This is a genomic window from Streptomyces sp. MB09-02B (genome assembly GCF_033794485.1).
Taxonomy (GTDB): Bacteria; Actinomycetota; Actinomycetes; order Streptomycetales; family Streptomycetaceae; genus Streptomyces.
The window spans coordinates 1-24,202 of sequence record NZ_JARGEE010000101.1 but is presented as its reverse complement, the minus strand read 5'-3'; the positions used below and the strand labels follow the sequence as shown (position 1 = coordinate 24,202).

Below are 24,202 nucleotides of genomic sequence, written 5' to 3'. Positions count from 1 at the left end.
AACCCCCGCACCTGAACCCCCGCCCACGATCACGCCCTCTCGCCTAGTCGGACTACGCCCCGCACACTGGCCGGAGGCAACCGTTTCGGCGAAGGGGGAAGCGTGATGCGGGACAGCCACCGGGGGGAGGCCGAACGGCTGTTGGTCCGGGCGGTCGAGGAGGAGGTCCGCAGATCGGGCGGCCGTACCGACGGAGTGGTCCTGCTCGGCCGCGCCCGCGCATCCCTGGACTCGATGGCGCAGAACGCGGCCGAGGAGTACGAGACGTACACCCGCGCCCTGGACGAGTCCGAGGCCGGCCGCCCCACCTTCCGGCAGCGCTACGCGAAGGAGGGCTCCGGCACTCCCCTGCTGGTCGCGGCCGTCGCCGCCGGTACGGCGGTGGTGGCCGACCTCTCCTTCGGCGTCGACCCCGGCACCGCCGTGAGCACCGGCGTGATCGTCGGCATCGCGAGTGCCGTGGCCACGGTCCTGAAGGTCACCGCCTCCCACCTCCCCGCCGCCCACCACCACGCGGGCGCCCTGGGCCAGCCCGGCGGCCCCGAGCAGTTGCGGCTGCAGTGGCTGACGGCGCTGGAGGTACGCGGCATACGCCCGTTCCTCGACCAGCAGCGCGTCCTCGCCGCGTCCACGGCGACGGCCAAGAAGAAGGCGCCCCAGCTGCGCGGTGCCGACAAGAGCGCGGCGGCCCGGCGGCGCAACGTGCTGGAGCAGTCGTTCGCCCAACTCCCCGAGTCCGACGACCGGTTCGCGGGCCGACGGACGGAGATGGGGAAGATCCGCCAGTGGGTGCAGGCGGCCCGCGCGGAGACCGAGACCCGGCCGACCGTCGTCGTGCTGCACGGCGCGTCCGGCTCCGGCCGCACCGCCCTCGCCGTCCGCGCCGCCCATGAACTGCGGGACTACTTCCGGGGCGCCTGTGTGGTCGATCTGCGCGCCGACAGCCCCCAGGAGCCGCCGCTGTCGACCCGGGACGCGCTGATGCATCTGCTGAATCGGCTCGGCGCGCCCCGCGACCAGCTGCTCTTCCGTGAGCGGACCTCCCAGGACCAGCAGGTCAAACGGCTCAGCGAGCTGTACCACCAGCACCTGGCGGCCCTGCCGGTGACCATCGTCCTGGACGACGCCTCCGACCCCGAGCAGGTCCGTGCCCTCGTCCCCGAGCGCTCCGACAGCCTGGTCCTGGTCACCGCCCGCTCCCCGCTCGCCCTGCCCGCCGACCTGCCCGCCTGGGTTCACCGGCTCCCGGTCGAGGCGCTCGACGCCGAGGGCACGCACGAACTGCTGAGCACGGCGGCCCAGGACGGCGCGGCGCTGTCGGCGGGAGCAGTCGCGGGCGCCGCCGCCGGCACGGGCGTGGGCACGGGCGCCGCCGCGGGCGGGGGCGGCGCCGCCGGAACGTCCTCGGGAGCGCGCTCCGGCTCGTACGACACCGCATCCGTCGCCCGGATCCGGCACCTGTGCGGCGGTCTGCCGCTCGCCCTGCGCATCGCCGGCTCGTCCCTCGGCCCGCGCACGCCCGACCGGCTGGCCACCGACCTGGGCGCGTACGGCCCGGTCGAGCCGATCGAGAGGGCCCTCTGGCTCCGCTACACCGACCAGTCGGAGCCCTCCCGCAAGCTGCTGCGGCGCCTGGCGCTGGCGGGACGGGCCTCGCTGGGCGCGGCGGCGGCAGCCTCGCTCCTCGCCACCGACGAGACGGAGGCGACCCGTCACCTCACCGCGCTCGCCCGCGCGGGCCTGATCGACCACGTCCACGGCAACCGCTACCGACTGCACGACCTGGTCCGCGCCTTCGCCCACGCCCGCCTCCTCGACGAGGAGGAACCGAGCGAGCGCACGGCCGCGCAGGAACGCCTCATCGTCACGTACGCGGACCTGGCCGACTCCGTCCTGCGCCTGGTCGACGGCAACATGTCGACCCGCTCGGACCGCTTCGGCCAGCACGGCTTCGTGTCGCTGGAGGAGGCGCTGCGCTGGCTGGACGACGAGACCAGCTTCATCACCTCCACGCTCCGGCACGCGGAGGGCGTCAACGAGGCGGCTGTGCTCAGCCTCCTGGGCGCCCTGTGCGACTACTGCCTGCTGCGCGGCGACCTCTACCGCCTCGGCGAGCTCAACGAGCTGGCCCAGTCGGTGGACCAGGGCCTGCTGACCCGCTCGGTCCAGTGGCGTACGGGTATCGCGGCCCGTCAGCTGGGCGAGCTGGACAAGTCGCGTACGACACTGGCGTCCGTGGTCAACCTGTACATGGAGACGAACCACGACGCGGGCGCCGCCCGTGCCCTGTGCTCCCTCGGCATCACCCTCCACCACCAGGGCAATCTGACCGAGGCGGCGGAGAAGCTCCTGGAGGCCCTGCAGATGCAGTCGACCGCCGAGCTGGCGGCGGACCGCGCGTGGACGATGCACGCCCTCGCTGCGGTGGAGCGCGACCGCTCCCATCTGGCGGACTCCCTGGACCTGTTGACCCGCGCGCTGGTCCTGCACCGACAGCAGGAGTCCCTGCACGGCGAGGGCTGGGCCTACTACCAGCTGGGCCAACTGCTGCTGCGCATGGGCGAGATACCGCGTGCGGAGACCGAACTGCGCACGGCACTGGACCTGTTCGGCCGTACCCGGGACCCCCGGGGCGAGGCCTGGTCGATGACGCAGCTGGCCCGCGCCCGCCTCGTCGCAGGCGACCCCTCCGCCGCCGTCGACGGGCTGCGGCAGGCCCTCTCCCGTCACCGCGACAACGAGGACGCGCGCGGCGGGGCCTGGTCCGGCTACTACCTGGGCCAGGCCCTGGAGGAGACCGGCAACCTCGACCAGGCGGTCCGTGAGCTGGAGCGCTCCCGCACGATGTTCTCCCGGATGCGGGACGTGTACGGCCTGGCCTGCGCCCGCCACCACTCGGCCCGTGTCACCCGCGACCAGCGCGCCGTGCAGACCGGTTCGCTGCGCAACTCCGGCTTCGCCCGTCAGCTCCTCGTCGACGCGCGCGCCGACTTCCAGCGCATCGGCGTCGCCCACGGGGAGGCCTGGACCTGCCTGGAGCTGGCGGTCGTGGACGCGGGCAACAACCGCACCCCCCAGGCGCTGGCCCTCTGCGAGGAGGCCACCCGTCTCTTCGCCTCCTACGGCGACCGCCGCGGCGAGGACTGGGCCCGCTTCCTCAAGTGCACCCTGCTGCCCTACGCGGCTCCCGGCGGCGTGGAGATCGGCACCGCCGTCGCCCAGGAGGACCTGGCCCACCTCTCCCGCACGGACCACCCGCTGCGTGACGAGAAACTCACCGAGTACATCGAGGCCTACCAGCTCCTCCTGGAGCGGGGCGTCAACCTGGAGAGCGGCTGGCGGGCCTGGACCCTCGGCATGGTGCCGAACCGGCACGCGCGCGAGGTGATGGGGGTGCCGGTGTCGGGCGGGCACGGGTGAGTGTGCGGCCCGACGGGGCACGGCCACGACAGGGCGTGACCGCGCGGCACCTCCCCGGTGTCACGCGGTCCGCCCCTCGATCCGGCGAGGCGGTCAGCCCTTCGCCGTGGTCGTCTTCCCGGCCACGTCCGTCGCCGTCTCCTCGACGGAGGCCTCCGGGCCCGGCGACTCCTTGAAGTCGACCTTGCCCATGTGCTTGTTCATGGACTTCATCAGGCCCCAGACGGCCAGGGCCATCACCGCGAAGACGATGAAACCGAGGACGCCGGGGGTGACCTTGTCCTCGTCCACCTCCTTGGCGAAGGAAACGAGGTGTGTGACTGCCAGGCTTACGCTCATGCCTGGCATTGTCCCCCAGGGCTAGCGGATGCCCGCAAAGAGGTCGTCCTCCGGGAGCGAGGTGCCCACGAGGGACTTCGCGAGCTCGTACTCCTCGGTCGGCCAGACCTCCTTCTGGATCTCCATCGGGACCCGGAACCAGCCGCCGTCGGGGTCGATCTGTGTGGCGTGGGCGATGAGGGCCTTGTCACGGATCTCGTAGAACTCGGCGCAGGGCACATGCGTGGTGAGGGTGCGGTCCTTGTGGTCGGACTCGTCCCAGCGCTTGAGCCACTCACCGTACGGGGACTCCATGCCGCGCTCCAGCAGCGCGTGGTGCAGCGCCTCGGTGCGGGGGCGGTTGAAGCCCTGGTTGTAGTACAGCTTCTGCGGCTGGTACGCCGGGCCGTACTCGGCCTCGGGGTACTGCTCGGTGTCCGCCGCGCCCTCGAACGCCACCATCGAGATCTTGTGGGTCATGATGTGGTCGGGGTGCGGGTACCCGCCGTTCTCGTCGTAGGTGGTGATCACCTGGGGACGGAACGCGCGGATCTTCCGGACCAGCTCGCCGGCCGCCTTGTCGACGTCCTCCAGGGCGAAGCAGCCGTCGGGAAGGGGCGGCAGGGGGTCGCCCTCCGGGAGTCCGGAGTCGACGAAGCCGAGCCACTCCTGGCTGACACCCAGGATCTCGCGGGCCTCGTCCATCTCCTTCTTGCGTACCTCGTGAATGTGCTCCTCGATGTACTTGTCGCCCTGCAGTTTCGGATTGAGGATGGAGCCGCGCTCCCCGCCCGTGCAGGTCACGACCAGCACGTCCACCCCCTCGGACACATACTTCGCCATGGTGGCCGCACCCTTGCTCGACTCGTCGTCGGGGTGTGCGTGCACGGCCATCAGTCGCAGCTGGTCAGTCAAGACTCATTCCCTCGTAAGTCGGCGCCCGGCCTGAACGATCGGTGACTCGGCCCGGCGCGATCCGGTGAGTCCATACTGCCGCCCCGCTCGGACACCCGTGTGGGGCGGCCGTCAGGCGCTGGGCGGGGGGCTTCTATAGTGACGGCATCGGGGGGCGCGATATTCCCGGTCCGGATCGAAAGAGGGCGACCATGACGACGGCGAGCACGCGGCCTCCCGAGGGGCGCTACGGCCGCTCCGCGGACGAGCGCGCCGACCGCAAGCTCATGGTCGTCGGCACGGTCCTGGGCGCGGCACTGCTCGTCCTCGCCGGCTGGTTCGCCTACCACTACGTCGCCGGCAACAGGATCAGCGTCGAGGTCTACACCTTCGATACCTCGGCCACCTCGGTGAAGGTGCACCTCAAGGGCGACAAGGACGCCGGTGTGGAGGGCTACTGCACCGTGCGCTCCCAGTCCGAGGACGGCGCCGAGGTGGGCCGGGCGGACTTCCGTTTCGACGCCGAGACCACGGACATCGATCAGGTCGTCACCCTGAAGACGACGGCGCGCGGCACCACCGCCGAGCTGCTCGGCTGCCACGCCGACTGAACGCGACCCTGACCTGCGTCGACGTAGCGCTTGTGGTTTATGTCCTCCCCCTTCCGCCGCTGAATTGTTAGGCTCGTGGTTTCGCCCACTCGTGAAGGAACAATCTTCTGGGTAGGGCGATGCTTTGTATTCCAGTACCTACGAGGAGCACCTGTGACCCAGACCAGCGAGAACGTCACCTGGCTGACCCAGGAGGCGTACAACCAGCTCAGGGCCGAGCTGGATCACCTGATGGGTCCTGCGCGCACGGAGATCGCCGCCAAGATCGCGGCCGCGCGCGAGGAAGGCGACCTGCGCGAGAACGGCGGGTACCACGCGGCCAAGGAGGAGCAGGGCAAGCAGGAGCTCCGTGTGCGCCAGCTGACCCAGCTCCTGGAGAACGCGAAGGTCGGCGAGGCGCCGGCGTCGGCGGACGGCGCGGTGGCTCCCGGCATGGTCGTGACGATCGCCTTCGACGGCGACGAGGACGACACCGTGACCTTCCTGCTCGCCTCCCGGGAGTACGCCAGCTCCGACATCGAGACCTACTCGCCGCAGTCCCCGCTCGGCTCGGGCGTGATCGGCAAGAAGGTCGGCCAGGACGCCCAGTACGAGCTGCCGAACGGCAAGTTCGCCTCGGTGAAGATCCTCAAGGCCGTGCCCTACCAGAGCTGACCGCGTCCATCCCTCGACCCAGGGCCCCCGGCACCCCTTCGGTGCCGGGGGCCCGACTTCGCGGCCTCAGTCGATGACGGTGTAACCCGCCTGACGCAGGGCGAGGTTGACCTCGGCGCAGTGCTTCGGGCCCCTCGTCTCCAGGTGTAGTTCGACCTCCACCTCCGTGAGCCCGAGCCGGGGGTCGGTCCGTACGTGGCTCACGTCCAGGACGTTGGCGTCGACCGCCGACAACACCCCGAGGAGCGTCGCGAGGGCGCCGGGGCGGTCGGTGAGGCGGAGACGTACCTGCAGGTAGCGGCCACCGGCGGCCATGCCGTGGCGCAGGATGCGCTGCATCAGCAGCGGGTCGACGTTGCCGCCGGAGAGCACCGCGACGACCGGCCCCTCGAAGGCCCCCGGGGCGCTCAGCAGGGCCGCGACGGGGCTGGCGCCTGCCGGTTCCACCACCAGCTTGGCCCGCTCCAGGCAGAGCAGCAGGGCGCTGGAGAGGTCGTACTCCGAGACCGTGCGGACCTCGTCCACCAGGTCGGCCACGATCGCGAACGGCACGTCGCCGGGCCGTCCGACCTTGATGCCGTCGGCCATCGTCGCCGGGTTGTCGACCGCGACCGGCCGTCCGACGGCCAGCGAGGGCGGATACGCGGCGGCACCCTCCGCCTGGACGCCGATGACCCGCACGTCCGGCCGCAGCGCCTTCACCGCGACCGCGATGCCGGCCGCGAGCCCTCCGCCGCCGACCCCGACGACGATCGTGCGCGCCTCCGGGCACTGCTCCAGGATCTCCAGGCCGACCGTGCCCTGACCCGCGATGACGTCGGGGTGGTCGAACGGGTGGATGAACACCGCGCCGGTCTCGGCCGCGTACTCCTGGGCCGCGGCCAGCGTCTCGTCGACCACCGTGCCGTGCAGCCGCACCTCGGCGCCGTACTCCTCGGTCGCGCTGATCTTCGGCAGCGGGGCGCCCTTCGGCATGAAGACCGTGGAACGCACCCCGAGCAGGGAGGAGGCGAGGGCGACCCCCTGGGCGTGGTTGCCGGCGCTCGCGGCGACGACACCGGCGGCGCGCTCCTCGGGCAGCAGACCCGCGATCCGGACGTACGCGCCGCGCAGTTTGAACGAGCCCGTCCGCTGGAGGTTCTCGCACTTGAGGTGCACCGGCGCGCCGACGAGCTGCGACAGATGCCTGCTGCCCTCCATCGCGGTGACACGTGAGACGCCGGTAAGCATCTTCTGGGCGCCTCGCACGTCGTCGAGCGTCACCACCGGAAAGGAGTCAGCCGTGCTGTAGCTCATGACCACCAGTCTCGCAGTTCACAGCGGTGGAACGCGGGTGTGACCAAGGCGCGGGACGGGTTTCAGTGGCGCCGGTACACCCCGCGCCCGGTCCGCGTACTCTGTCCCCCAACCCAGCGCCCCACGCATGAATTGAGCCTTTGGCCATGCCCACAACACCTGAAATGTCGATGGACATGACGACCGTCGGTGACACCGGTCTTCTCGACACGCTGCAGCACGAGGTCGCGGTGTTCGCGCGCCGTGCCGAACAGACCCGGCTCGGCGGCGTCGGGCAGGTGCGCAACTCCATGGACCGTGCCGCGTACCTGCTGCTCAACCGCCTCGACAAAGAGGGCCCGATGGGTGTCAAGGCGCTCGCGGCGAGCATGGGGATCGACTCCTCGACGGTCACCCGTCAGGTGGCTCCGCTCGTGGACACCGGACTCGTCAAGCGCACCTCGCACCCGGAGGACGGCCGGGCGGTGGTGCTCCAGCTGTCGCCCCGCGGGCTCGCCCGCCTTGAGGAGGTACGTTCCTCCAGGCGTCAGCTGATGGCCGAACTCACCCAGGACTGGGACCCCGAGGAGCGCGAGGCGTTCTGCTCCCTCCTCACCCGTTTCAACACGGCGCTCTCCACCCGCATGGCGGCGGCGCCGGAGGCACCGTCGCCCTCCTGACCGCGCCGTCGCCCTCCTGAGCCGTCCCGAGTCGTCGCCCTCCTGAGCCGCTGCCCTCCTGACCCTTGACCGGGCCCCCGCTCCTGGCCTCATATGAGATCGGGCCCTGTTCCCCTCAGGGCCGGGCCTCAGGCGGGAGGCGTGGTGCGAGATCGGCATGTGGCCCAAGGCGCCCGCCGGGCCCAGGAGTTCGAGGCGTTCGTCGCGGGTGCGGCGGGGCGGCTGCTGCGGACCGCCACCCTGCTCACGGCGGAGACGCCGGACGACAACCCGCGCGCGCGGCGGCTGCTGACGCAGGCCCTCGCCCACACGTACGCCACGTGGGACCGGTTGCGCGGTGAGGACCCCTACGACCGGACCCGTCAGCAACTGGCCCTGCGTTTCGCGCGCGCGGCGTGGCACCACCACGCTCTCTTCCGCCACGCGCGCGGGGGCGTCCTGCGCGTCCTCGGCCCCCAGGAGCGGCTGATCCTGGTGCTCCGGCTCTACGAGGGGGTCGCCGAGGAACAGACGGCGGCGCTCCTCGGGCTGCCCGTCGAGCGGGTACGGACGATCTGTCTGCGCGCGATGGCGACCGTCCTGCATCCCCCGCGCGGGGCCGCCGCCGAGAAGGTGGTGGAGGTGGCGCCGTCATGAGCCTGCGGGAGCGTGAGTCGGCCGTACGGCTGATCCTGGAGCGCGGGCCGGTCCAGGTGCCGCCCGACCTGTGTACGGCGGCGATGCGGCGCGGCGGGCGCATGCTGCGGCGCCGGAGGGTGGCCCGCCGTCTGCTGTGGCTGGTGCTGACGGTGGCCGTGGTCGCGTTCTTCGTGTGGGCCCTGACGACCCGCCCCTGGGTGGAGCCGCCGTCGACGACGACCCCACCGGTGATCGACTGGTGAGCGACCGGTGGCCGCGACCGGGAACGGTCGCGGCCTGGGCCGGGGCCTAGCCCAGGGCCTGCTGGAGGTCCGCCAGGAGGTCGTCGACGTTCTCGATGCCCACCGAGAGGCGGACGAGGTCGGCGGGTACCTCCAGGGCCGAACCGGCGGCCGAGGCGTGCGTCATGCGTCCCGGGTGCTCGATCAGGGACTCGACACCGCCCAGTGACTCGCCGAGGGTGAACACCCTGGCGCGGTCGCAGACCTCGACGGCCGCTTCCTCGCCCCCCGTGACCCGGAACGACACCATGCCGCCGAACGCCTTCATCTGCTTGGCGGCGACCTCGTGCCCGGGGTGCTCGGGCAGGCCCGGGTAGAGCACGCTCGACACGCGCGGGTGCCGGGTCAGCATGTCGGCGACCTTGGTGGCGTTCTCGCTGTGCCGGTCCATGCGGACGGCGAGCGTCTTGGTGCCGCGCAGCACCAGCCAGGAGTCGAAGGGCCCGGCGACCGCGCCCATCGCGTTCTGGTGGTACGCCAGTTCCTCGCCCAGTTCCTGGTCGTCGACGATCAGGGCGCCGCCGACGACGTCGGAGTGGCCGCCCATGTACTTGGTGAGCGAGTGCACGACGACGTCCGCGCCGAGCGCGAGCGGCTGCTGGAGGTAGGGGGTGGCGAAGGTGTTGTCGACGACCAGCTTCGCGCCGGCCTCGCGGGCGACCTGGGCGACGGCCGGGATGTCGGTGATCCCGAGCAGCGGGTTGGAGGGGGTCTCCACCCAGACGACCTTCGTCTTGGGGGTGATGGCGGCGCGGACGGCCGCCGGGTCGGAGGTGTCGGCGACGGACCAGTCCACGCCCCACCGGGAGACGACCTTCGCGAAGAGACGGAACGTGCCGCCGTACGCGTCGTTGGGGATGACCACGTGGTCGCCGGGGCTGAGCAGCGTACGCAGCAGGCAGTCCTCGGCGGCCAGCCCGGACGCGAAGGCGAGGCCGCGGCGGCCGCCCTCCAGGGCGGCGAGGTTCTCCTCCAGCGCGGTGCGGGTGGGGTTGGCGCTGCGGCTGTACTCGTAGCCGCCGCGCAGGCCTCCTACGCCGTCCTGCTTGAAGGTCGAGACCTGGTAGATCGGCGGGACGACGGCGCCGGTGAGGGGATCCGCGGTGTTGCCGGCGTGGATCGCGAGGGTCTCGAAGTGTTGGCTGGTGTGGGTGTCGCTCATGGGTATCGAGCCTAAGCGCTCGGCGCCACCGCCGGGCGCCTCATGGGGTGGGGGGTTGCCGGCGGTTGGCGACAGCGGGTGCGTCGTGGCCGCCCGCGCAGTTCCCCCGCGCCCCTGGCCATGCCGCGAGCAGCGGAGTTATCCACAGGACGCCGACCGGGTTGCGCGATTGTCGGCGGCGTCTGGAACCCTTGGGGCATGGAGATTCTCTGGGTCCTGATGGCGATGCTCATGATCGGGTTCGTGGCGTGGCCGATCGTGGCGCGGCGGCGGGCCGGTATTCAGCAGGTCGAGGCGGGGCATCCGGACGCGGCGGACCCGGCGAACTACGGGTTCGTGCGCCAGGAGCTGCTGGACGTGCGCTTGCCGGGTCCCGACCAGGATCTGCTGGACGTGCTGGACGTGGTGCAGCGCTCCCAGGACCACCGCGCGGCGATGCAGCTGCTGGCCGTTACGGACGCGGTCGGCGAGGTCAGATGGCAGCGGGTGCAGGCGTTCGCGGGCGCGGCGGCGCTGGAGCTGGCGCAGCGTCCCGGTGGGGTGGGCGAGACGCCGGGCGGCCAGTGGCTGCGGGTGTGGCGCGCGGAGGCCCCCAAGGACGCGGGCGGCGCGGCGGTGCACGCGGAGTTCCTGGTGCAGCAGGCGTGGCGGACGTCGACGCCGGGCACGGACGACTTCCGGATCATCATGGAGGAGGCCAGGTCGGCGTGTGGTGACGCGGCGCTGCTGGCCCCCGGTGACCCGATCCCGTACATCATCGAGCTGTCGGTGGCGCGCGGGCTGCGGTACTCCCGCGAGGAGTTCGAGCAGCTGTGGCTGCGGATTCTCGACCGGGCCCCGGCGCACATGGGCGCGCACCTGGCGGCCCTGCACTACTGGTGCGAGAAGTGGCACGGCTCGCGGGAGCTGGCGTACTCCTTCGCGGAGGCGGCCGCCGCCCGGGCCCCGCAGGGTTCGCTCCTGGCGGCCATGCCGCTCTTCGCGGTCTTCGAGCACCTGCCCGAGGTGAACCTGGTGCAGGGTTTCTACGAGAGCGAGGTCGTCACCAAGGCGATCCACGGCGCCCTGTTCGCGGTGCACGCCGCGCGTCCCGACGACCCGATGCTGGCCCATGTCCGCCATCTGCTGATCCTCTTCCTGGTCCGCTCCGAGCGCTGGTCCGAGGCCATGAACCAGCTCGTCCACGTCGACGGCCACGTGGGCGCCCTCCCCTGGACCCTCACCTCGGACCCGGCGGCGGACTACGCGATATACCGGGCGCTGGCGGTGGCGGGGTACGAGGCGAACGGCGGCAGTCCTGCGACGCTCCTGCACTGACCGGGCCGGACGCCCGCCCCGGCCCCTCCAGTAAGCCCTTGCAACCCCGCACACCCGTGCGAAATACTCCGCCCCTCACACCTTTGGTCATGGACACGTCCTAGATCAACCATTTTCACCGTATATGCGATCGTTCGCGATCTTTCCGTGGGGGGAAACCTGCCCAATGGGCGCGACCCTGCGCGCACTGCGCGCCCTCGTGCTGCTCGCCGGCTTCTATCTGCTCGGCGTCATCCTGCTCGCGGCGCTCGCCGGCGCCGACTACCTGCTCCACCTGCACGCCCCGTCCGGCGTCGCCGCCAAGCTGTACGTGGTCTCCGTACTGCTCGCGATCCCCCTGGTCCGCGGTCTGTTCATGCTGCGGACGCCGAAGGGCGAGGAACCGCCCGGCCTGCCGGTGACGGAGGCCGACGAGCCCGAACTGTGGCGGACCGTACGGGAGTTGGCCGACCAGGTCGGCACCCGCGCGCCCTCCCGGATCGTCCTGACGGCCGACGTCAACGCCGCGGTCGCCGAGGACGCCCGGCTGCTCGGCCTGCTGCCCGGCCCGCGCCGCCTCTACCTCGGCGTCCCCCTGCTCCAGGGCCTGACCGAGGCGCAGCTGCGCGCGGTCCTCGCCCACGAGCTGGGCCACTACTCGAACTCCGACACCCGGCTCGCCGCCCTCACCGTGCGGGGCCGCGCCCAGGTGCTGCGCACCGTCCGGCACTTCGAGGAGCGGGCCGACAAGAGCGCCGGACGCGAGCGGGCCCGGCAGGAGAAGAAGAACGCCAAGGCCGCGGCCAAGGGGAAGAAGACCCGGGAGATCGACACCCGGCACGTGGGCGTCACGTACCGCGCGATGGCGAAGATCTACATCGGCTACGCCAAGCTGTACATCCGCGCCACGCTCGCCGGTTCCCGCCGCCAGGAGTACGCCGCCGACCTCGCGTCCGTGCGTATCGCCGGCCGGGACGCCACCGCGTCGGCGCTGCGCGAGATACCGGCGCTGGACGCCGCGTTCGACTTCTACATGAACAGCTACGCCACCCTCGGCGCCGAGGCCCGGCTGATGCCGCCGCGCGGCGAGTTCTTCGGCGGCTACGGCCGGATGCTCTCCGCCCGCCAGCTCGAACTGGTCGGCCTGCGCACCGACCTGCCGACCGAGCCGGCCTCCCCCTACGACTCGCACCCGCCCATCGCCGACCGGGTCGAGCGGATCGAGGCGCTGCCCGCCGACGGCCGCGCGGACGAGGCCAGGGGCGCGGCACTCGGCCTGCTCGCCGACCCCGACCGGACCCTCGCGGCGCTGGAGGACGCGGTCCTCACCGAGAACGTGCTGGGGTTCCGGCGCACCGGCGACTGGCAGGAACTGCTCGACGGTTCGATGGTCGCGAACTTCGCCTCCCTCGACACACCGCTGCACCGGGCGCTCGCCATGTACACCAAGGGCCACCCGAGGCTCGCCGCGCTGCTCAAGGTGATCGACGACGGTCAGCTGTGGCAGCTGGCGCGGCGGCTGCCCCTGTCCGACCAGGCGGCCGAGGCGCAGGGCCGGGCCTTCCGTGAGTTCGTGCGGCCCGCGCTGGCCGACGCGCTGCAGAGCATGGTGCTGGCCGAGCTGAGCGCCCACTCCCGGCTGAGCTGGGAGTTCTCCTGGTCGGAACCGGCCGCGGCGCGGTTGGCGCCCGCACCGGACGGCACGGAGAGCGACCTCGGCGAGGCGATCGAGGCGGCCGTCGCCGACCACCCCGACACCCGCCCGCTGCGCACGCTGCTGCCCACTCCCCAAGGCCCCGCCGCCCGAGAAACGGACGCACCGCGATGACCGTACTGCTGTGGATACTGGCCGTCCTGGCGGTACCGACCCTGCTCTTCGGGCTCTGGATCGCCGGGGTGTTCCTCAAGGAGTTCTTCCGCCCCAGCGGCGACGTCGACCCGGACGTCGCCGAGGCGATGGGGCTGCTGCCGGCCGAGCGGCAGAACACCGAGTACGCGGGCCCGCTCCCGACAGGGGTGGACTCCGCACTCGCGGCCGTGCGGGGCGGCGACTGGAAGGCGGCCGCCAAGCTGATGCACGACACCGGCCGGGACTGGGAGCGCCGATCCTCCGCCGCGTATCTGCTGGCGGAGATCGCGGCCAAGGAGGACGACTGGCTGCTCGCCTGGGAGGCGGACCGTCCCGACGACCCGGACGCCGCCGTCGTCCGGGCCCGCAGCACGGTCATCCTGGCCTGGGACCTGCGCGGCGGGAAACGGGCCAAGTACACGACCAGTGAGCAGTTCGGCGGCTTCCACCGGATGCTGGAACGTTCCCGCGAGGAGATCGGCAGGGCGGCGGCGCTCAACCCCGACGACCCCACGCCGTTCATCACCGAGATCTGGGTCGCGCTCGGGCTCGGCTATCCGCACGCCGAGATGGACCGGCTCTGGACGGAGATCACCGCCCGGGCGCCGCACCACTACGAGGCCCACTTCTCGGCACTGCAGTACTGGTGCGCGAAGTGGCGGGGCTCGGAGAAGCTGGCGACGGAGTTCGCCGAGCGGGCGGCGGCGAAGGCGCCCCTGGGCGGCCTGCTCACCGTCCTGCCGCTGGTCGCGCACTTCGAGCACGACACGTCGGACGACGCGGAGGCGGACCGTACCCCGAAGATGATCGGCCGGGTGGACGCCGGTCTCGCGGACGCCGCGGCGGCCGACCCGACCCACCCCCGTCTCCCGGAACTCCGGCACCTGCTCGCGTACTACCTCGCCCTCCAGGACCGCGACGACGCGGCGCTCGAACAGTTCAAGCTGGCCGACGGGTACGTCAACGCGCTGCCGTGGCGCTATCAGGGAGACGGCGAGGCGATGGCCGCGTACTACTGCCGGATCCGCAACGCGTCGGCGCAGGTGGTGGCGGCGTCCTCAACCGACTGAGCGGGCGACTCCGGGCCCAGGGCTCGGGGCCCAGGGCTGGCACAGCCCGGCGGCGGAGCCTCCGCTCCTTCCGCCGGGCCGTCTCGCGGTCAGCCCTCCGTACGGGCGGGCAGCCGCCATCCCGGGCGCGGGAAGTGGCAGGTGTAGCCGTCCGGGTAACGCCGCAGGTAGTCCTGGTGCTCGGGCTCGGCCTCCCAGAAGGGCCCGACCGGCTCCACCTCGGTGACGACCTTGCCCGGCCACAGGCCGGAGGCGTCCACATCCGCGATCGTGTCCTCGGCGATCCGCTTCTGCTCGTCGTCCACGTAGTAGATCGCCGAGCGGTAGCTGAGGCCGATGTCATTGCCCTGGCGGTTCTTGGTGCTCGGGTCGTGGATCTGGAAGAAGAACTCCAGGAGCGCGCGGAAGTCGGTCCTCGCAGGGTCGAAGAGGATCTCGATGGCCTCCGCGTGCGTGCCGTGGTTCCGGTACGTGGCGTTCGGCACGTCACCCCCGGTGTATCCCACCCGGGTCGCCGTCACGCCCGGGAGCCGGCGGATCAGATCCTGCATCCCCCAGAAACATCCGCCCGCCAGCACGGCCCTCTGCGTCTGCGCGGTCATTGCGACCCTCCCATACAGTCAGCTCGGTGACTCGGCGTACTCGTCTCGCACACCGCCGCCCTCCGATGCCCACCGTCCTCAACGCGCGAGCACTCCAGGCGATTCCGGGCCGGTCCTGTTGCTGTGCCGGTCCTGTTGCTGTGCCGGTCCTGTTGTCGTGCAGGTCTTGTTGCCGTGCTGGTCCTGTCGTGCGGCATGGAGAGAAGCGCACGGCCCCTCAGGGGCCGTGCCCGCCGCCCTGCGGCTCGAACTCCGCCAGCATCCGTTCCAGGGCCGCCTGGTCCGGGCCCGTGAAGGGCGGGGCGTCCGGGGCCGTGGTGAGGGTGTCGAGGAGGGACCCGGTGATACCCGCCGCCGGGGGCAGGTGGGTCGAGAGGACCAGATCGGGCTTGCGGTCCTTCAGCGGCTGCATGGTCGCGAGGTACTTGTCCATGTCGACCGTCCTGACCCACGGGCTGTCCACCGTTGCCCAGAGCAGCTGGGCGGTGCGCAGATCGTCGACGGCGATGTCCCGGACGTCGCCTGCCTGGGCGAGGCCGGCCGTGGGAAGCGGCGCGCCGAAGCAGTCGGAGCTGAAGCAGACACCGGAGAGGTCGTCGAAGAAGCCGACGGTGGCGGGGTTGTCGAACAGCGGCGGACGGAAGCCGGTGAGGGTGCGGTCACCGATGTCCATCGTCTCGCCGGGGTTCAGGAGGTAGCAGCGGTCGAGGGGCAGCGGACGTTCGCAGGAGAGGATCCCCGCGCCGACGAAGGTCGTCACGACCCGTGCGCCGGGTGCCGCAGCGAGCAGGTCGAAGAGGCCACCCGTGTGGTCCCGGTCGGGATGGGTGAGCCAGATCCAGCACACGTCCTCCGGATCCAGCACCGAGCTGAGCGTCTCGACGAAGTTCCGGTCGGGCAGGCCCAGGCCGGTGTCGACCACGACCGGCTGGGCGGACAGCAGGACGAACGCGTTCACCGGGAGGTGCCCGATCCCCGGCACCTCCAGGCTGTCGGCGAGAACGCTGATGTCCGGACGCAGCCTGTGGACCGTGCCCGGACGGGTCTTCTGCAGGGGCATGTCGCTCACACCTCGTAGGCCCCCCGGGTGGTGATCGCGCGCGGCCGCCTGTGCCTCCCCCGCTCCCTCCATCGTCCGGCCGTACCACGGCGCCCGCATCCGGGCGCCGTGGTGTGCGACGTGCCGCCGCTCAGATCGTCGACGTGTCGATCACGAACCGGTAGCGGACGTCACTCGCCAGCACCCGCTCGTACGCCTCGTTGATCTGGTCCGCGCGGATCAGCTCGATCTCGGCACCGAGGCCGTGCTCGGCGCAGAAGTCCAGCATCTCCTGGGTCTCCCGGATGCCGCCGATGCCGGAGCCCGCGAGGGTCTTGCGGCCGGCGATGACGGAGAAGAGGTTGAGGGCGACGGGCTCCTCGGGAGCGCCGACGTTCACGAAGGCGCCGTCGGTCTTCAGCAGGGAGAGGTAGGCGTCCAGGTTCAGCGGGGCCGAGACCGTCGACACGATGAGGTCGAAGGTGCCCGCCAGCTCCTTGAACGTCGTCTCGTCGCTGGTCGCGTAGTAGTGGTCGGCGCCGAGCTTCAGGCCGTCCTCCTGCTTGCGGAGGGACTGCGAGAGCACGGTCACCTCGGCGCCGAGCGCGTGCGCGAGCTTGACGCCCATGTGACCGAGGCCGCCGAGTCCGACGACGGCGACCTTCTTGCCGGGGCCGGCGTTCCAGTGCTTGAGCGGGGAGTACGTGGTGATGCCGGCGCACAGCAGGGGCGCGGCCTCGTCGAGGGCGATGCCGTCGGGGATGCGCAGGGTGAAGGCCTCGTCGACGACGATCTTCTCCGCGTAGCCGCCGTAGGTGGGCTCGCCGTCCTTGCCGATGGCGTTGTACGTGCCGACGTTGCCCTTGAGGCAGTACTGCTCCAGGCCCGCCTCGCAGTTCTCGCACTCGCGGCAGGAGTCGACCATGCAGCCGACGCCGACCTTGTCGCCCACGGCGAACTTGGTGACGCCGGAGCCGACGGCCTCGACGACACCGGCGATCTCGTGGCCGGGGACCATCGGGAAGATCGCCTCGCCCCAGCCCTCACGGGCCTGGTGGATGTCCGAGTGGCAGATACCGGCGTACTTGATGTCGATCAGAACGTCGAACTCACCGACCTCGCGGCGCTCGATCGTGGTGCGCTCCAGCGGAGCCTTGGCGGCGGGCGCCGCATAGGCGGCAACAGTGGTGGTCATGCCGGAATTCTCCTGATCTTCGTCCCGCATCCGGCCTGCCTTCCGGCCGGCTGCGAGGACCAGCCTGCCCCAGATCCCGAGCGTCACCCAGGTCACGGCTTTACGTACGTCCGCCGGTCCTACCACTGGTGGGGTCAGGCTCACAGGTCTGCGTGGACGTACGACCGTGAATACTTGCCGTATGAACGAACAGCCCCAAGCCGCGCGGGAGCCCCAGGCCGGTCAGGCCGGTCAGGCCGGGGCGCTCGACCGGCGTGCCGAGCTCAGCGAGTTCCTGCGCACCCGGCGGGCCCGGCTGCAGCCGGAGGACGTGGGCCTGCCGACCCTCGGGCGGCACCGCCGGGTTCCCGGGCTGCGCCGGGAGGAGCTGGCACAGCTCGCCGGAGTGTCGGTGGCGTACTACACGCGGCTGGAGCAGGGCAACGGGCGCAACGTGTCGGCGGAGGTCCTCGACTCCATCGCGCGCGCCCTCCGGCTGAGCGACGCGGAGCACGCCCATCTCACGCATCTCGCGAAGCCGAAGGCGCACAAGAAGAAGCGGTCGGCCCGGCCGCAGCAGGTGCGGGGCGCCCTGCGGCAGCTGATCGACAGTCTCGACGGCGTTCCCGCGTACGTCACGGGCCGGCGCTCGGACATCCTCGTGTGGAACCGGATGGCGGCCGTGGTCTTCGGGGACTGGTCGGCGCTGCCGCCGCAGGAGCGGAACTGGGCGCGGATGGTGTTCCTGCGGCCCGACTACCGGGATCTGTACGTCGACTGGGACCAGAAGGCGGCCGACATCGTCAGCTATCTGCGGATGGACGCGGGCTGCCATCCCGACGATCCGCTGCTGTCGGCGCTGGTGGGCGAGCTGTCGGTGAAGAGCGAGGAGTTCCGGCGGCTGTGGGCGACGCACGACGTGAAGGAGAAGAGCCACGGGGTGAAGCGCATGCACCACCCCCTGGTCGGTGAACTCACCCTCTCCTTCGAGACGTTCAGCCTGCCCGACGACCACGAGCAGAGCCTGATCACCTACCACGCCGAACCGGGCTCGCCGTCCGCCGACGCCCTCCGCCTCCTGGCCAGCTGGGGCACGGACGCGACCCGCGCGTCGACGGCGACGCCGTAGCCGGGTGCCACGGCGCCGCCCGCGCGGACGGTCCGGGCCGCGTCCGTCACCTGCCGACGGACGGGGTCCGTTCGTCCGTCACCTGCCGACGGACGCGATCCGTCATCTGCCGAAATAGGCGTCGTGGATCGTCACCGCGGACCGGTTCCCCTTCTTGTCGGTGACCACGGCGCGCAGGGAGACGCTCTTCCCCGCCGCCGGAGCCTTCTGGGTGAACGCGCTGTTCTTCAGGGCGACCTTCGTCCACTTCTTGCCGTCACCGGACACGTACACGGCCAAGGACTTGAGGTTCCCGCCCCTGGCCGCGCCCTGCACGGTGACGCGGACGGTGCCCTCGCTGCCGGCGGGGGCGGTGCTGTCGAGTCCCAGGAACGGGGCGCCGAAACGGACGGTGGAGACCGGGAGTTTCGTGTCACTCGCCGTCTTTCGCGAGGTGAAGGTCCAGCTCGCGTCGATCCGTGAGGCGGCTCTGGCCAGCTCGGCGGAGCGGGAGATCGATGTCGTCAGACGGTAGGTGGCGAGGCCCGCCGGGACCTTGAACTGCCCGGACCCGTCCAGCGCGTCCTCGCGGGAGGCGAGCTTCCGGCCGTCGCGGTGGAGGACCGTCGTGACCTTCTCGTAGAAGGAGGCCCCTGCGTGTCCGTGCCCGTCGGCGAACATCGGCAGCAGGCCGTACAGCTGGTTCCCGTCACGGCGGATGCCGTGGAACCCGGAGATCCTGGGGCCGAAGACGCCGACGTTGAACGTCTGTGCGTACGTCCGGCCCGCCGTGAAGGTGTGGCTGTCGCCGGTCGTGTAGTAGGCGTCCAGGAGCGGGTAGCCCTGGTCGTCCTCGGCGCCGTACTGCTCGAAGTCGAGGCTCCACTTCACGCCGCGCACGGCGGACAGGTGCAGCGTGCGGGTGCCGGGCAGCGGCCGCCGGACGGCGACGGCGGGTGAGCCGGGGCTGTCGGGGAGCCAGGCCCAAGGGATGACGGCGCCCGTCTTCCCCGCCGCGGAGGAGCCCAGGCCGGTCTTCACGGTGGCCAGTTCGCCCTTCTTCCAGTGCCGGGTGAAGCCGGTGGCGAGCCTCGTGACCTTGCCTCCGGTGGCGACGGCGTACTGCTCGGTGTCGCCCCTGGTCCACTGGCCCACCCAGTTCTGGCTGAGCCGGCCACCGCTGGTCTTCGGGCCGAGGTGTGCGGTACGGAACCCCTCGTAGGTGTCGAGCAGCCATCCGAAGGTGTACCCGCTGCCGCCGACCTCCAGGGTGAACTCCGGTGCCGCGAAGGCCGGTTCGGCGGCGGTGTCGGGCACGGTGATGTCCACGGGTTCCGTCGTGCGGGCGTCCAGGGTGAGGGAGGTCTTCCGGTCGACGGTGAGCTTCGGCCGGGACAGCCAGGCCGCTCCCTTGCCGTAGTCCTTCGGGTCCACGACGATCCCGGCGTTGAAGATGTACGTCCCTTCCGGCACCCGCAGCTCGACCGTGCCGTCCTTGTCGTACGGCGTGAACCACGTGCCCTCGGCGAGCCCCGCGATGCCGGTCAGGTCGAGCATGTGGTGCTCGGCGGGCCTGCCCTGCCCGTCGAGCATCTGCAGCGTGACGTCGTACGACTCCTGCTCGCGCTGCACGGCCGCCGCCGTGCGGACGCCCTGGCCGCCGCCCTCGGCGACGACGTACGCCGAGTAGGCCCCGTCGAGGGTGCCGCCGAGCCTGGTGTCGACGGTGACCTTCACGGAGGCCCTGCCGCCCGCCGGGACGGTGACCTTCTTCGCGCCGAGCCGGAAGAAGCCGGCCGGGGCGGGCTTGCCGTTCGGGGCGGTGCCGGCGATCGACAGGCCGAGGGTGACGGCCTTGGTGCCGAGGTTCTCGTAGGTGAGTTCCCGGGTCACCCGCTTGTCGTCGGTGTGCGGCCACTCCTGGACCCCGAAGTCGACCGAGACCGGGTCGGCGACGACCGTCTGCTTGATCGCCCTGTCGACGCGGATCCGGCCCGAGCCCTGCGCGAAGGGCGTGTACGGGCCGCCCTTGGCGGAGGCGACGAGGACGGCCTTGAGTTCGGCGTACGTCCAGTCCGGGTGCTGTTGCTTGAGGAGGGCGGCGGCGCCCGCGACGTGCGGGGTCGCCATCGACGTGCCGGAGATGGTCAGGTACCCCGCCGGCTTCTGGCCGACCTCCTGGTCGATGACGCTGCCCGGGGCCGCTGCGGCGGTGACGGCGACACCGGGTGCGGTGACGTCGGGCTTGATCTGGCCGTCCATACCGGGGCCCCGGCTGGAGAACGGGGCGATCCGGTCCTTGTCGTCGACGGCGCCGACGGTGAGCGCGGCGGCCGCGCTGCCCGGCGAGCCGACCGTCCGCTCCCCGTCGCCCTCGTTGCCGGCGGCGACCGCGAAGAGGATGCCCTTCTCGGCGGAGAGCTTGTTGATCATCGCCTCCATCGGGTCGACCTCGGGGGTGTCGCCGCCGCCCAGGCTGAGGTTGACCACGTCGGCGCCCTGCTCGGCGGCCCACTCCATGCCCGCGATGATGCCGGAGTCGTCGCCGAATCCCTCGTCGCTCAGCACCTTGCCGTTGAGCAGCTCGGCGCCGGGCGCGACGCCCCTGTACGTGCCCTTGGACCTGGCCCCGGTGCCCGCCGCGATGGAGGCGACGTGCGTGCCGTGGCCGTACTTGTCGGTGGTGTCGGGCGAGGTGGAGAAGTTCTTGGCGGCCGCCACCCGCCCCTTGAGGTCGGGGTGGGTGGCGTCGACGCCCGTGTCCAGTACGGCGATGGTGACGCCCTTGCCGTCGAAGCCCGCCTTCCAGGCCTTCGGGGCGCCGATCCGGGCGACCGACGTGTCGAGGCTGACCTCGCGGACGCCGTCCAGCCAGAGGTTCGCGACCCCGGTGGCGGTGGTGCCGTCGGTGTCGGTGACCGCCTTCCACAGCTCGGCGGCACCGTCCCCCGGGGTGAGCACCGCGTCGGCGTTCAGGGTCTTCAGGGTGCGCCGGATCCTGGTGTCGCCGGCGCCCCTTACGTCGGCGCGGGCACCGGCGGCGGTTCCCGCGTAGCCGACGATCAGTTTGAGGCCCTGTTTCTGGGAGGCGCGGGTCGCCGACCGGTTCAGCACGGTGACGTCGAAGAGCCGTTCGTCGACCCTTCCGGTGGCGATGAGCCGGGCAGCGTCGGCCGGCAGCACATAGGTGTGGCCGTGGGCCGTGCGGAGCTGCACCGGCACGCCCTCACGGCCCTTCGCCCGCTCCAGGCCCCGTACCCGGCCCTCGGCGTCGACGAGGACGCGGTCACCGGTGACGAGGGTGATGCGGCGGCTCGTCCCGCCTCCCGCGCCTCGGACACCGGGGCCGGCCGGCGCCGCGGCGCCGGCACGCTCGGATATCGCAAACGCCGGGCTGGTCAGGCCCGCTGTCCCCAGGGTGGTGCCCGCTGTCACCACCACGGCCGAAGCCAGGGCGGTCACGGCCGTACGCACGCGCTTCACGTGTCTGCGCAAGTCTCCCCCTTGAGCCCACAGTTCCGGGTGACCCGGGTGACCCGGTCGGCCCGATTGACCAGGTTGACCCGGTTAATCCGGCCAGGGGACCGTCCGCACACATACACGTCAATTCCCCCCGGTCTACGCAGTATGACCGGGGGTCAACTCGTGCCACACGCCTCGCGGCTGGGCGCAAAGCGGCGAAGTGCCGGCCACACGCGACCCGCACGCGCCCCCGTCACGCCTTGGCGTTCTGCCTTCACCGCGATCCGCCCCTTGCGGATCGTCGCGACCCGGGTGTGCGCGACCCCACAGACACCGATGCCGTCCCCGGGAAACCCGGGAACGGCATCGACGATGTGCGACTGACGGTGGATCAGACCGCTGAGCCGGCCTTCCAGTCGGCCCAGTTCAGGTTCCAGCCGTTGAGGCCGTTGTCCGGGGCGACGGTCTTGTCACCGGTGTTCCGGATGTCGACGACGTCACCGACGATCGAGTTGTTGTAGAACCAGTAGCCCGCCGTGCCCTTGTCGTTGGCACCCTTGGTGTCGTTCAGACCGACACAGCCGTGGCTGGTGTTGACGTTGCCGAAGACGGAGTCGGCACCCCAGTAGTTGCCGTGGATGAACGTCCCGGACGTGGTGAGACGGATGGCGTGCGGCACGTCCTTGATGTCGTACTCGCCCTTGCCGTCGTCGTCGGTGAAGCCCACGGTCGCGCCGTTCATGCGCGTCTCCTTGAACATCTCCGACATCACCATGACGCCCTTGTACGTCTTGTTCTCGGGCGAACCGGCGGAGATCGGGATGGTCTTGACGACCTTCCCGTCCTGCATGACCTTCATCTGCTTGGTCTTGGCGTCGACGACGGAGACCTGGTTGCGGCCGATCTTGAAGGTGACCGTCTTCTGCTGCACACCGTAGACACCGTCGGCGCCCTCGACCCCGTCGAGCGCGAGCTTCAGGGTGACGGTGGAGTTCTCCTGCCAGTAGTCCTCGGGGCGGAAGTCGATGCGGTTGGCGTTGAACCAGTGCCCCACGACCTCCTGGCCGGAGCTGCTGGAGACGGTGATCGCCTTCTGGACCTCGGCCTTGTTGGTGATGGCCTTGTCGAAGTTGATCGAGACCGGCATACCGACGCCGACGGTGGAGCCGTCCTCGGGCGTGAAGTTGCCGATGAAGCTGTTGGCCGGGGAGACCGTGGTGAACGCGGAGTTCTCGTGGGCCTCACGACCCTCGGAGTCCTGGGCCTCGGCCGTGATCTTGTAGCTGGTGGACCGCTCCAGCTGGACGCTCGGGGCCCAGCTCTTCTTGTCCGCGGATATCTCACCCTCGACGGCGGCGCCCTCGGAGGTGGTCATCTTGACGTCCGTGAGCGTGCCCTTGCTCACGGTCACCTTGGCCGAGTTGTTGATGGAGGCGTTGTCCGAGCCGTCCTTCGGCGTGATCTTGATGTCCGCCTCGGAGGTCTTCTCGGCCGCCGCCTTGTCGGCCTGGGCCTGCGAGGAGTCCCCGCCGTCGTTCCCGGACGCGTTGTCGCTGTCACCCCCGCTGCACGCAGAGAGCACCAGCACCCCGCCGAGCAGTGCGGACGCGACCGTCAGGCCCCTGCGCCGCTTACTGTTCGTCATCACACGCTTCTCCATCGTTGCCGAATCCCCAAAACCCCGAAGATCCCCGTAAGCACTTAAACACCACTACGGCACCGAGCCGTTCCGCCGAAGCGGATATGTGGGATACGCCACTCCACCCGCAACGGATCGACGGCGACCCGGCGGCGGTGCACTAGTGACTGGTGCGACCCATGAGACGAAAGAACCCCGGGTGGCGGTTGCCGCCCGGGGGTCATCAATCTCCCAAGCCGCTCAGCCGAGTCGGTCTTCCTCTTCGTCCTCCCGATCATCATCCTCGTCGAGACCCCATTCCGGCGAATCGGGGTCGTAGTCGATTCCTTCGCTGCTCCAGGAGGCCTGGGCGAGTTCCACCCCCGGCACGTCCCCGACCAGGTCGAACGGGTCGACCAGATAGGCGAGGGCCTCAGCCGTGTCCTCCGTCACCGCGCTCTCGGCGTGTACCCGCTCATCGGCGGGCATATCGGCGTCCTGCGAGATCCGTCGCAATGCGGCGCCGGTCACGGCCTCCACATCCTCGACCTCGACCACCAACTCGACGCGAAGCCGGACAAACTGTGATGTCTCCGTTGTGCTCATGCTCCGGAGCGTACGGCTCACAGGTCACGCGACTTTCCCACGACCCGCGCCTTTCATTAGCATCGCTCCCCAGGCCAATTCGCCAGCACCGCAAGGGGATCGATATTCCGTGTCCGTCGCACGTCGCGCGTCGTCCGCCGCCCGCCGGTCGCTGCTGACCGCCACCGCCGCGGGCACCCTCCTGGGTGCCCTCTGGTTCGTGCCGTCCGCCAACGCGACCCAGGACGAGCCGGCCATACACGACCGGACGACCGGGACGGCCACGGACACGACGGCCGACGAACCCCGCGAACTCGCCGACACCGGCAGCCCCAACACCACGCCGTACATCGTCGGCGGCACAGCCATGCTGGGCGTCGGCGCGGCGTTCGTCGCGTACTCGATCCGCCGCGAGCACGAGGATTTGGGGCCGGTGGGGGGCGCGTAGTCGCCTGCGGGTGAGTG

General features: G+C 71.1%; 21 protein-coding genes. 11 read left to right on the top strand and 10 right to left on the bottom strand.

Going from position 1 to position 24,202, the window contains the following annotated elements; translation table 11 throughout:
• The first annotated feature begins 105 nt into the window (after nt 1-105).
• The gene (locus tag P1P70_RS16865) at nt 106-3,420 is read left to right on the top strand and encodes a tetratricopeptide repeat protein (protein ID WP_319238072.1); all 3,315 of its coding nucleotides are present in this window, start codon (nt 106-108) and stop codon (nt 3,418-3,420) included.
• Between the two features lie 93 nt (nt 3,421-3,513).
• Here the strand turns inward: P1P70_RS16865 and P1P70_RS16860 are convergent, their stop codons facing one another.
• Complete coding sequence (locus tag P1P70_RS16860) at nt 3,514-3,759, bottom strand: hypothetical protein (protein WP_319238070.1); 246 nt, start codon at nt 3,757-3,759, stop codon at nt 3,514-3,516.
• Between the two features lie 21 nt (nt 3,760-3,780).
• A complete protein-coding gene (gene mca / locus P1P70_RS16855; protein ID WP_319238075.1) occupies nt 3,781-4,632 on the bottom strand; it encodes a mycothiol conjugate amidase Mca in 852 nt (283 codons plus the stop codon).
• 212 nt (nt 4,633-4,844) lie between these two features.
• Here mca and P1P70_RS16850 point away from each other — a divergent pair, with 212 nt between their 5' ends.
• The gene (locus tag P1P70_RS16850) at nt 4,845-5,243 is read left to right on the top strand and encodes a DUF4307 domain-containing protein (protein WP_319238068.1); all 399 of its coding nucleotides are present in this window, start codon (nt 4,845-4,847) and stop codon (nt 5,241-5,243) included.
• Between the two features lie 153 nt (nt 5,244-5,396).
• Nucleotides 5,397-5,897, top strand: coding sequence for a transcription elongation factor GreA (greA, locus tag P1P70_RS16845; protein WP_319238065.1), 501 nt, complete (start codon nt 5,397-5,399; stop codon nt 5,895-5,897).
• 66 nt (nt 5,898-5,963) lie between these two features.
• Here greA and ilvA read toward each other — a convergent pair whose 3' ends face one another.
• A complete protein-coding gene (gene ilvA / locus P1P70_RS16840; RefSeq protein ID WP_319238063.1) occupies nt 5,964-7,193 on the bottom strand; it encodes a threonine ammonia-lyase in 1,230 nt (409 codons plus the stop codon).
• Nucleotides 7,194-7,357: 164 nt separating this feature from the next.
• Between ilvA and P1P70_RS16835 the strand changes: the two genes are divergently transcribed.
• The 3 genes from P1P70_RS16835 (at nt 7,358) to P1P70_RS16825 (ending at nt 8,733) form a co-directional block, all read left to right on the top strand.
• Nucleotides 7,358-7,852, top strand: coding sequence for a MarR family transcriptional regulator (locus P1P70_RS16835; protein WP_319238060.1), 495 nt, complete (start codon nt 7,358-7,360; stop codon nt 7,850-7,852).
• A gap of 144 nt (nt 7,853-7,996) precedes the next feature.
• Nucleotides 7,997-8,488, top strand: a complete 492-nt coding sequence (locus P1P70_RS16830) for a sigma factor-like helix-turn-helix DNA-binding protein (protein WP_319238057.1) — start codon at nt 7,997-7,999, stop codon at nt 8,486-8,488.
• Nucleotides 8,485-8,733, top strand: coding sequence for a hypothetical protein (locus tag P1P70_RS16825; RefSeq protein ID WP_319238056.1), 249 nt, complete (start codon nt 8,485-8,487; stop codon nt 8,731-8,733). The genes P1P70_RS16830 and P1P70_RS16825 overlap by 4 nt, the downstream gene beginning before the upstream one ends.
• Nucleotides 8,734-8,779: 46 nt before the next feature.
• Here the strand turns inward: P1P70_RS16825 and P1P70_RS16820 are convergent, their stop codons facing one another.
• Entirely contained in the window at nt 8,780-9,934 is a 1,155-nt protein-coding gene (locus P1P70_RS16820; protein ID WP_319238053.1) for a cystathionine gamma-synthase, read from the bottom strand.
• A 198-nt stretch (nt 9,935-10,132) separates the two neighbouring features.
• Here P1P70_RS16820 and P1P70_RS16815 point away from each other — a divergent pair, with 198 nt between their 5' ends.
• The 3 genes from P1P70_RS16815 to P1P70_RS16805 all read left to right on the top strand — a co-directional run bounded on the left by P1P70_RS16815 (nt 10,133) and on the right by P1P70_RS16805 (nt 14,149).
• Nucleotides 10,133-11,251: a hypothetical protein gene (locus tag P1P70_RS16815; protein WP_319238051.1), complete on the top strand. Its 1,119-nt coding sequence runs from the start codon at nt 10,133-10,135 to the stop codon at nt 11,249-11,251.
• Between the two features lie 166 nt (nt 11,252-11,417).
• Nucleotides 11,418-13,058 (top strand): M48 family metalloprotease, encoded by a 1,641-nt coding sequence (locus P1P70_RS16810; protein WP_319238049.1) that lies wholly within the window; start codon nt 11,418-11,420, stop codon nt 13,056-13,058.
• The gene (locus P1P70_RS16805; RefSeq protein WP_319238047.1) at nt 13,055-14,149 is read left to right on the top strand and encodes a hypothetical protein; all 1,095 of its coding nucleotides are present in this window, start codon (nt 13,055-13,057) and stop codon (nt 14,147-14,149) included. Before P1P70_RS16810 ends, P1P70_RS16805 begins: the two co-directional genes overlap by 4 nt.
• An 89-nt stretch (nt 14,150-14,238) precedes the next feature.
• Here P1P70_RS16805 and msrA read toward each other — a convergent pair whose 3' ends face one another.
• From msrA to P1P70_RS16790, 3 genes are all read right to left on the bottom strand, one after another.
• On the bottom strand, nt 14,239-14,751 hold the full coding sequence (gene msrA / locus P1P70_RS16800; RefSeq protein ID WP_319238044.1) for a peptide-methionine (S)-S-oxide reductase MsrA: 513 nt from the start codon (nt 14,749-14,751) through the stop codon (nt 14,239-14,241).
• A gap of 217 nt (nt 14,752-14,968) precedes the next feature.
• Nucleotides 14,969-15,811 (bottom strand): MBL fold metallo-hydrolase, encoded by an 843-nt coding sequence (locus tag P1P70_RS16795; protein ID WP_319238041.1) that lies wholly within the window; start codon nt 15,809-15,811, stop codon nt 14,969-14,971.
• 130 nt (nt 15,812-15,941) lie between these two features.
• Nucleotides 15,942-16,985 carry an NAD(P)-dependent alcohol dehydrogenase gene (locus P1P70_RS16790; RefSeq protein WP_319238039.1) on the bottom strand — a complete coding sequence of 348 codons (1,044 nt, stop codon included), beginning with the start codon at nt 16,983-16,985 and terminating at the stop codon, nt 15,942-15,944.
• A gap of 181 nt (nt 16,986-17,166) precedes the next feature.
• On the opposite strand from P1P70_RS16790, the gene P1P70_RS16785 reads away from it, so the two are divergent.
• Nucleotides 17,167-18,093, top strand: a complete 927-nt coding sequence (locus P1P70_RS16785; RefSeq protein WP_319238036.1) for a helix-turn-helix transcriptional regulator — start codon at nt 17,167-17,169, stop codon at nt 18,091-18,093.
• 102 nt (nt 18,094-18,195) lie between these two features.
• Here the strand turns inward: P1P70_RS16785 and P1P70_RS16780 are convergent, their stop codons facing one another.
• From P1P70_RS16780 to P1P70_RS16770, 3 genes are all read right to left on the bottom strand, one after another.
• The gene (locus P1P70_RS16780) at nt 18,196-21,567 is read right to left on the bottom strand and encodes a S8 family peptidase (protein WP_319238033.1); all 3,372 of its coding nucleotides are present in this window, start codon (nt 21,565-21,567) and stop codon (nt 18,196-18,198) included.
• A 358-nt stretch (nt 21,568-21,925) separates the two neighbouring features.
• Complete coding sequence (locus P1P70_RS16775; protein WP_319238030.1) at nt 21,926-23,194, bottom strand: L,D-transpeptidase; 1,269 nt, start codon at nt 23,192-23,194, stop codon at nt 21,926-21,928.
• A gap of 219 nt (nt 23,195-23,413) precedes the next feature.
• A complete protein-coding gene (locus P1P70_RS16770) occupies nt 23,414-23,758 on the bottom strand; it encodes a hypothetical protein (RefSeq protein WP_319238028.1) in 345 nt (114 codons plus the stop codon).
• 109 nt (nt 23,759-23,867) lie between these two features.
• Between P1P70_RS16770 and P1P70_RS16765 the strand changes: the two genes are divergently transcribed.
• A complete protein-coding gene (locus P1P70_RS16765) occupies nt 23,868-24,185 on the top strand; it encodes an LAETG motif-containing sortase-dependent surface protein (RefSeq protein WP_319238026.1) in 318 nt (105 codons plus the stop codon).
• The last annotated feature ends 17 nt before the right edge of the window (nt 24,186-24,202 follow it).